We start from the raw sequence: 7978 nt of genomic DNA, 5'->3' as shown, positions 1-7978 counted from the left end.
GGCCCCACCCTGCGCGAACAGACCCTCCAGACCCTCGCCAACGTCAAGGCGATCCTCGAGGAGGGCGGCGCGAGCTGGGACGACGTCATGATGATCCGCGTCTATCTGACGGACGTGGACCACTTCGCCGAGATGAACGACATCTACAACACCTACTTCGAGGAGCAGGCGCTCACCGCCCCGCCCGCCGCGCGCACCACGGTCTACGTCGGCCTGCCCGCGGGTCTTCTCATCGAGATCGACGCGCTCGCCGTCCTGAGCTGACGGCACCTCAACTCCCGCACGCAGTACACGGCACGGCACTCAGGACTTCCTGGGTGCCGTGCCGCGATCCCCCCTGCCCGAAAGCCCGATGCACTGACCCAGAGGACCCCCATGTCCCTCCCGCTCGCCGCGACCAACCCCACCGAGGCCCCACCCCACACCGGTGGCCTGCTCCTCCTGATCGACGGAACCCCCGGCCTCCTCACGGTCGCCGCCCTCGGTATCGCGCTCCTCCTCTTCCTGATCATCAAGGTCAGACTGCAGCCCTTCGTCGCCCTGCTCGCCGTCTCCATAGCCGTCGGCCTGCTCGCCGGGCTCTCCGTCACCGAACTCTTCGGCACGGTCCAGCGGTCGGACGCCGTGTCCACCATCGAGTCCGGCATGGGCGGCATCCTCGGCCATGTCGCCATCATCATCGGCCTGGGCACGATGCTCGGCGCGATCCTCGAAGTCAGCGGCGGCGCGGAGGTGTTGGCGTCACGGCTGCTCGGGCTGTTCGGCGAGAAACGAGCCCCCCTCGCCATGGGCCTCACGGGCCTGATCTTCGGTATCCCGGTCTTCTTCGACGTCGGCATCTTCGTCCTCGCGCCGATCGTGTACGCGGCGGCGAAGCGGGGCGGCAGGTCGATCCTGCTGTACTGCCTCCCGCTGCTCGCGGGCCTGTCCATGACCCACGCGTTCCTGCCCCCGCACCCGGGTCCGGTGGCGGCCGCCGGCCTCCTGCACGTCGACCTCGGCTGGGTCATCCTGATGGGCGTCGTCTGCGGCATCCCGGCGGTGCTCGCCGCGTGGGCCTACTCGGCGTGGATCGGCAACCGCGTCTTCGTGGCCGTACCGCAGGACATGGTGGAGGCGGCGGCGGAGGCCCGGCAGGCGGTGATCGACGAGCAGCGCGCGTCGGGCGTCGAGCCGCAGGAGAGGCCCGTGCCGCTGGGCACCGTCCTGGGCATCATCGGCACCCCGCTGATCCTGATCCTGGCCGCGACCTTCTCCTCCATCGCGCTGGACCCCTCCACCGGCCGCTCGGTGATCGAGTTCTTCGGCCACCCCTTCGTGGCGCTGACGATCGCCCTGCTCCTCGCCTACTACCTGCTGGGCATACGGCGGGGCTGGTCCCGCAAGTCCCTCGAGACCGTCTCCACCGCCTCCCTCAAGCCGGTCGGCAACATCCTGCTGGTCGTCGGCGCGGGCGGGGTCTTCGGCGCGGTCCTCAAGGCCAGCGGGGTCGCCCAGGCGCTCTCCGACACCTTCCACGACGTGGGCCTGCCGGTCCTGGTCCTCTCCTACCTGATCTCCCTCGTCCTGCGCGTCGCCCAGGGCTCGGCGACGGTCGCCATCGTCACCACGGCCGGCATCGTCGCCCCCCTCCTCGCGGAGGGCCACCACTCCCAGGCCTTCGTCGCCCTGGTCATCATGGCCATCTCGGCCGGCTCCATCTTCGCATCCCACGTGAACGACGGAGGCTTCTGGATGGTCGCCAAGTACTTCGGCATCACCGAACGCGACACCCTCAGGACCTGGACGGTCCTGGAGTCGGTCCTGTCGGTGGCGGGGTTCGTGGTGGCGCTGGTGCTGAGCTGGTTCGTGTAGGCGTCTGATAACGAAGTCGGGGCTGGCTGTGTCCGACACAGGATCGTCGACCATACTGCCCGCTGTGGAGCAGCGCATAGGTTCGAGCAGTCAGCCCCTGAAGGCAGAGCCCGTGAAGGGCGCCGGGTTCGACCCGGCGTTCATCCCCGGGCTGACCTCACCCGTGGCCGAGGAGCCGGAGGACGCCACGTCCGAGGGTGGGGACGTCGAGGCGGAGGAGGCGGAGACCCCGGTGGCCGGGGCCGGGACCGACGAGACCGACGCCGACTCCGGTGAGGAGGAGGCCGAGGACGGGCCCGTGTTCGAGGCCGCCGACCGGCGGGCCAGAATCGTCGCCGACCGCCGGGGCATCCGTCTCAGCCTCGACGAGGAGAAGTGCGAGTTCCGCTGGGACGAGATCGGCGCCGTCGAGACGGAGACCCCCCACTTCGGCAAGCGGTACACCGTCACCGTCCACACCCCGGACCGCCGTTGGTACCCGATCGAGATCGAGGCGCCGGCCCGGTCCCGCTTCCAGGAGTGGGACGAGCAGTTGGACGCGGTGCTCGACGCCTACTTCGACGAGGACGCGTCGGACACCTAGAAGATCGGCCGCGCGCCGCCCGGTTGAGCGCGCGGCCGGCTTCGAGTGACTCCGCCGCCGGGCGTGGTGGGGCCCGCGCCCGGCGGGGCCTGTGGCCCCGGACCACCCCCACGAGGACGGCGACCCGAGTGTCCTGTGGTGTACGAGGCCGTCCTTTGGTGTACGAGGCCGTCCTTGAGGGTGCCTTCGACGCCCGGGTGGCTCGGGATGTTCACGGGCCGTTGGCGGTTCGCGGGCGGTGCTTCTCCCCCGGGCCCGCGGAGTTCTGGGTGGGAGCAGACGTGGTGGCCGGTCGACCGGCGGGGCTCGGCCCGTCGTGGTCGCTTGCGTCCCTCGCGCCGGGCTGACGTGCGTCGGGCAGCCACGGGGCGAGCGCGCTGTCGACCTCGCCCGCCACGACGTCGTGGCCGAGCCGTTCGCCGAGCATCGAGCGTCGGAAGAACAGCGAGCCGGCGATGCGGGCCATCAACTGCCCGGCGTGCGCCTGGACACCGGGGCGCAGTTCGCCGCGTCGGGCGGCGGCGTCGAGCGCGTCCGTGAAGTGCCGGCCGACGCGGCCGAACATGTCCTCGCGGATGCGCCGCGCGTTCTCGTCGCGCTCGGCCCGTTCGACGACGGCGGCGATGATGGACGCGGAGGCCGGCTGGTCGAACCAGTCGGCCTGCTGCTGGATCCGGGCCGTCAACTGGTCCTGTACGGGGCTGTTGTCGAAGGTGAGCAGCGGTCGGACGCTGTGGGCGAGCGCGTCGATGAGGAGGGTCTGCTGGTCGGGCCAGTGCCGGTAGACGGTGGCGCGGCCGATGCCGGCCCGTTTGGCGACGCCGGCGTGGGTGACGTTCTCGGGGCCGCCCTCGACGAGGAGTTCGGTGGCGGCGGCCAGGGCGGCGGCGCGGCTGCGCAGGGCGCGGGGGTCCTCGTTGGTCCGGGGCATCCGGGCACCTCTTCCTCCCCCATTTTCTGAGACTGTTTGACTCACACTTGTTCTTCGATACATACTGTCTCACAGCTCGCCGGAATGGCCCGAGGAGACGGCTCATGCCCATGAACGAGAACGTCATCACGCTTCGCTTCACCAACCGCGTCGCCGCCTATCAGGCGCTGGGTGCGCTGAGGCACCTCAATGCCGTCGGCACCGAGATCCACGGCGCCGTACTGGTCGAGCGCCCCGAGGGCGGCGCGGCGGTCGTCCTCGCCGCGGTCGGGGAGTCCGGCACCGACACCTTGGACATGCTGGCGCTGTGGTACGGAGCCGCCATCGAGCGCCGCCCGGTCGACGGAGTACGCGCCGGGCTGTACGCGCTGGAAGGGGACGCCGGCGACGTCCCGGTGCTCGGGGCACGGGTGGCGACGGGCTGGCGCGAGGGGAAGCGCGCCGGGGCGCCGGGGACGCCCTCGCCGGGCGTCGCGGTACTGAGCCGGATGAGCGCCGCGTAGCCGCCGGCGCTCCATGGACGCGGGGTGGATCCCCCCTGCCCCGCAAGGTGAGGGCGGGCCCGACATGGGCCCGCCCTCACTGCTTTCTGCCGGTGACGCGGTGTCAGGCGTGCGGCTGCCACGGTGCGAGCGCGCCGTCGACCAGGCTGACCACCAGGTCCTTGTCGAGACGTACTCCGTGCAGGAAGCGGTAGAAGAGCAGCGGGCCGACGATACGGGCGATGAGATCCGTGCTGTGTTCCTCGGCGCCTTCGCGCAGTTCGCCGCGCTCGACGGCGGCGGCCAGTGTGCGGGTGAAGTCCTCGTCGGCCTTCCCGAAGATCTCCTCGCGGATGCGCCGCGCCTCGTCGTCCCGCTCGGCCCGCTGGATGACCGTGGCGAGCACCGACACCGCGCTCGGCTGATTCAGCCGGTGGGTCATCTCCACCATCTGATGCACCAACTGGTCGCGTACGGGGCTGTCGTCGAAGGAGAGCAGGGGCTGGACGTCGTAGGCGAGCGCGTCGATGAGAAGGGTCTGTTGGTCGGGCCAGTGCCGGTAGACGGTGGCGCGGCCGATGCCGGCCCGTTTGGCGACGCCGGCGTGGGTGACGTTCTCGGGGCCGCCCTCGACGAGGAGTTCGGTGGCGGCGACCAGGGCGGCGGCGCGGCTGCGCAGGGCGCGGGGGTCGTCGTTGGTCCGGGGCATCGGAACACCTCTTTCTGGGCAGCTTGTGAGACGGTCTGCCTCGCAAACCTTAACTGTCGGCCGCAGTGCGAGAGCCCCACGGTGTGAGACAACTTGACTCACAAACCATCTCTGATACATACTGTCTCACAGAACGAGGAAAGCAGACCGCAATCCACGGAGGTATCTCATGACCACGACCGCGAACGAGAACGCCGTCGCCCTTCGCTTCGCCGACCGGGCCACCGCCTACCAGGCCCTCAGCGACCTCAAGCACCTTTCCTCACCCGCCGCCGACGTCCGCGGGGCCGTCCTGATCGAGCGCCTCGACGACGGCACCGTCCGCGTTCCCGAGGGACTGGAGACCGCTGCCGGACGCAACACCGCCGTCGGTGGACTGGTCGGCTCGGTCGTCGGCATCCTGGGCGGACCGCTGGGCGTGCTGATGGGCTGGGGCGTCGGCGCGATGATCGGCGGAGGCTACGACTTCAAGCGGGCGGGTGAGGCCACCGAGGCCGCCGTCGCCTTCACCCCCCACGTCGCTCCCGGCGGCACGGCGATCCTGGCCGAGGTCAAGGAGAGCGACACCCAGGTGCTGGACGTGCTGGCCATGCGCTACGACGCCGTCCTCGAGCGCCGCCCGGTCGACGACGTACGTGCCGAGCTGAAGGCGATGGAGGAGGCCGCCGAGCAGGTCCGCAAGGAGGAGGCGAAGGCCAGGCGCGAGCAGAAGAGGGCCGAGGTCGCGCAGAAGTTCCACCGGGTCACCGGCGGACGCCGGGAAGGCGAGGCGGCGCCGGAGGAGACGCCCGCCGGGTGACGGGACACCGATCCTCGGAAGGTGCCGTACGGCATCCCGCCGGGGCGGTCCGGGCGCAGGGCTCATGGCCCCGCCCGGACCGCCCCGCGCCGGCGCGACGGCGGGGCGCGCGCAGTGTACGCGCGCCCGTTCTCCCCGCACGGACCTCCGGCAAAGTGCACTCGCGGGTGTGACCGAGACGTGCATATATGCCGAAGCAAGAGGAAAGTGAGGTTCCGTTGCCAGGGGAGGCTGATCATGGGCGGATCAGCGCCGCGACGGGACCGTCATCTGCCGGTCGAGACCACCAGCTTCGTCGACCGGCGCGGCGAACAGACCGAGGGCCGCGAGCTGCTCGCCAGGGCTCGCCTGGTCACGCTGACCGGACCGGGCGGCGTCGGCAAGACGCGCCTGGCCGCACGCATCGCGGCCCGCGTCGAGCGCACCTTCCCCGACGGCGTCCGCTTCGTGCAGCTGGCCGGGCTGGACGACCCGGCGCTCGTCCCGGTCGCCGCCGCCGACGCCCTCGGCCTGCACGACCACTCCAGCCAGCCCCCGCTGGACGCCCTCGTCGAGCAGGTGCGCGACCGGCGTCTGCTGCTCGTCCTCGACAACTGCGAACACCTCCTCCAGGCCTGCGCGGACCTGTCCGCCGCCCTGCTGCACGGCACCACCGGCGTCCGCGTCCTCGCCACCAGCCGCCACCGCCTCGGTCTGACCGAGGAACACCTGCTGGAGGTACGGCCGTTGCCGGTCCCCGACCCGGACGGTGACCTCACCTCGGCCGACGGCTACCCCGCCCTCGCCCTGTTCGCCGACCGGGCCGCCGCCGTCGTCCCCGGCTTCCGGCTGACCGCCGCCAACCGTGCCGCCGTCGCCCGGCTCTGCCACCGCCTGGACGGCCTCCCGCTCGCCATCGAACTGGCCGCCGTCCGCATGCGCGTCCTCGGTGTGGAGCAGCTCCTGGAGCGCCTCGACGACCGCTACCGCCTCCTCACCGCCGGCTCCACCGCGGCCCTGCCCCGCCACCAGACCCTGCGGGCCGCCGTCGACTGGAGCCACGAACTGTGCACCGAGCAGGAGCAGTTGGTGTGGGCGCGGGCGTCCGTGCTGGCCGGCGGCTTCGACGCGGAGACCGCCGAGGCGGTGTGCGCGGACGGTGAACGGGTGCGCGCGTACGAGGTGCTGGAAGCCGTCGCCGGTCTCGTCGACAAGTCCGTGCTGGGCCGGGAGGAGGGCCCCGACGGGGTGCGCTACCGCCTGCTGGACACCCTGCGCCACTACGGCCTGGAGAAGTTACGGCAGGGGACGGGCGAGGAGGTCGCCGCCCGGCGCCGGCAGCGGGAGTGGGTGCAGCGGCGGGCCGCACGCTGCGAGAGTGCCTGGTTCGGGCCGGGGCAGCGGGACATCGTCGCCCGGCTCCGCGCCGACCAGGACAACCTGCGCGCCGCCCTCGACTTCAGCCTCACCGAACCCGGCGAGGCCCGCGCCGGACTGCGCCTCGCGGGCACCCTGTGGTTCTACTGGCACGCCTGCGGCGCGCCCCGCGAGGGCCGCTACTGGCTCGACCGGGCCCTGACCGCCTGCCCCCAGCCGACCCGCGAACGGGCCCGCGCCCTGTGGATCGTGGGCCTGCTCGCCGGCTCCCAGGAGGACCTGACCTCTGGGCTGGCACGCGCCGAGGAGGCCCGGGACCTGGCCCGCTCCCTCGGCGACGAGGCCGAGGCCGCCCACGCCGAGTACGTCATCGGCGTCCTGCGCCTGTTCAACAACGACGTGCCCGGCGCCCTGGAGCACTACCGCGCCACCGTCGCCCGCGGCCGCGTTCCCGGCCAGCACCTGGCCCTGGTCGGCCTGGACCGGGTCGAACTCGCCTGTGCGTTCGGCTTCCTGGGCGAGGCGGACCAGGCCATCGAGGTGTGCGTGGAGACCCGCCGGCTGTGCGAGGAGCACGGCGAGGAGTGGGTGCTGTCGTACGTGCTGCGGATGCTCGCCCTCGCGCACACCGTGAAGGGCGAGTGGGAGCAGGCCGAGCGGCACGCCCGGGACGCCCTGCGCCGCAAGCTCGCCGTCCGCGACATCATCGGCATCGGCCTCACCCTCGACCTGCTCGCCCAGACCGCCGCCCGCCGCGGGTCCGCCGAGCGCGCGGCGGTCCTGCTCGGCGGCGCCGACCGCGTCTGGGCCGACGTCGACCGCTTCCGCTGGGGTTCCCAGGCCCTCGGCGCCACCCGACTGGAGAGCGAGTCCCGCGCCCGGGAGGCCCTCGGTCCGGCCGCGTACGAGCGGTCGTACGCGGCCGGCGCGGCCCTCGGGCTCACGGCCACCGTCGGCTACGCGGTGGGGGAGCCGACCGGTGAACTCCCGTCGCAGCGGCCCGAGTCGACGCCCCCGGCCGAGCGGTTCGACGGCGTCCGTCTCACCCGCCGGGAGAGCGAGGTCGCCCAACTCGTCGCCCAGGGCCTGGCCAACCAGCAGATCGCCGACCGCCTCGTCATCGCCCGCCGGACCGCCGAAGGCCATGTGGAACGCATCCTCAGCAAACTCGGCTTCAGCAACCGCAGCCAGATCGCCGCCTGGGTGACCGCCCAGCGGTGAACCGATCCACACGCCCCACGGAGACCCCCCCACGGAGACCCCC

The 7978-nt window shown here is 72.2% G+C and carries 8 protein-coding genes; 6 read left to right on the top strand and 2 right to left on the bottom strand.

The genetic code is table 11. The annotated features are described in order from the left end of the window. From GRC12_RS39165 to GRC12_RS39155, 3 genes are all read left to right on the top strand, one after another. On the top strand, window positions 1–264 hold a 264-nt coding region (locus GRC12_RS39165; RefSeq protein WP_208785198.1), incomplete at its 5' end, for a RidA family protein. Between the two features lie 111 nt (window positions 265–375). Next, the gene (locus tag GRC12_RS39160; protein ID WP_208785196.1) at window positions 376–1854 is read left to right on the top strand and encodes a GntP family permease; all 1479 of its coding nucleotides are present in this window, start codon (window positions 376–378) and stop codon (window positions 1852–1854) included. Window positions 1855–1918: 64 nt separating this feature from the next. Then, window positions 1919–2437, top strand: a complete 519-nt coding sequence (locus tag GRC12_RS39155) for a hypothetical protein (protein WP_208785194.1) — start codon at window positions 1919–1921, stop codon at window positions 2435–2437. Between the two features lie 211 nt (window positions 2438–2648). Here the strand turns inward: GRC12_RS39155 and GRC12_RS39150 are convergent, their stop codons facing one another. After that, on the bottom strand, window positions 2649–3368 hold the full coding sequence (locus GRC12_RS39150) for a TetR/AcrR family transcriptional regulator (protein WP_208785193.1): 720 nt from the start codon (window positions 3366–3368) through the stop codon (window positions 2649–2651). Window positions 3369–3472: 104 nt separating this feature from the next. On the opposite strand from GRC12_RS39150, the gene GRC12_RS39145 reads away from it, so the two are divergent. Continuing rightward, a complete protein-coding gene (locus tag GRC12_RS39145; RefSeq protein WP_208785192.1) occupies window positions 3473–3871 on the top strand; it encodes a hypothetical protein in 399 nt (132 codons plus the stop codon). A 103-nt stretch (window positions 3872–3974) separates the two neighbouring features. Here GRC12_RS39145 and GRC12_RS39140 read toward each other — a convergent pair whose 3' ends face one another. After that, window positions 3975–4559: a TetR/AcrR family transcriptional regulator gene (locus GRC12_RS39140; RefSeq protein ID WP_208785191.1), complete on the bottom strand. Its 585-nt coding sequence runs from the start codon at window positions 4557–4559 to the stop codon at window positions 3975–3977. A 169-nt stretch (window positions 4560–4728) separates the two neighbouring features. Here GRC12_RS39140 and GRC12_RS39135 point away from each other — a divergent pair, with 169 nt between their 5' ends. Both GRC12_RS39135 and GRC12_RS39130 read left to right on the top strand, forming a co-directional pair. After that, the gene (locus GRC12_RS39135) at window positions 4729–5358 is read left to right on the top strand and encodes a hypothetical protein (RefSeq protein ID WP_208785190.1); all 630 of its coding nucleotides are present in this window, start codon (window positions 4729–4731) and stop codon (window positions 5356–5358) included. 237 nt (window positions 5359–5595) lie between these two features. Beyond that, window positions 5596–7935, top strand: coding sequence for an ATP-binding protein (locus GRC12_RS39130; protein ID WP_208785189.1), 2340 nt, complete (start codon window positions 5596–5598; stop codon window positions 7933–7935). Window positions 7936–7978 lie beyond the last annotated feature (43 nt).

The sequence above is a fragment of the Streptomyces griseorubiginosus genome (assembly GCF_017614965.1).
Classification (GTDB): Bacteria; Actinomycetota; Actinomycetes; order Streptomycetales; family Streptomycetaceae; genus Streptomyces; species Streptomyces griseorubiginosus_B.
Note: the sequence above shows the minus strand (reverse complement) of the source record. Positions and strands in the feature narration are given on the sequence as shown.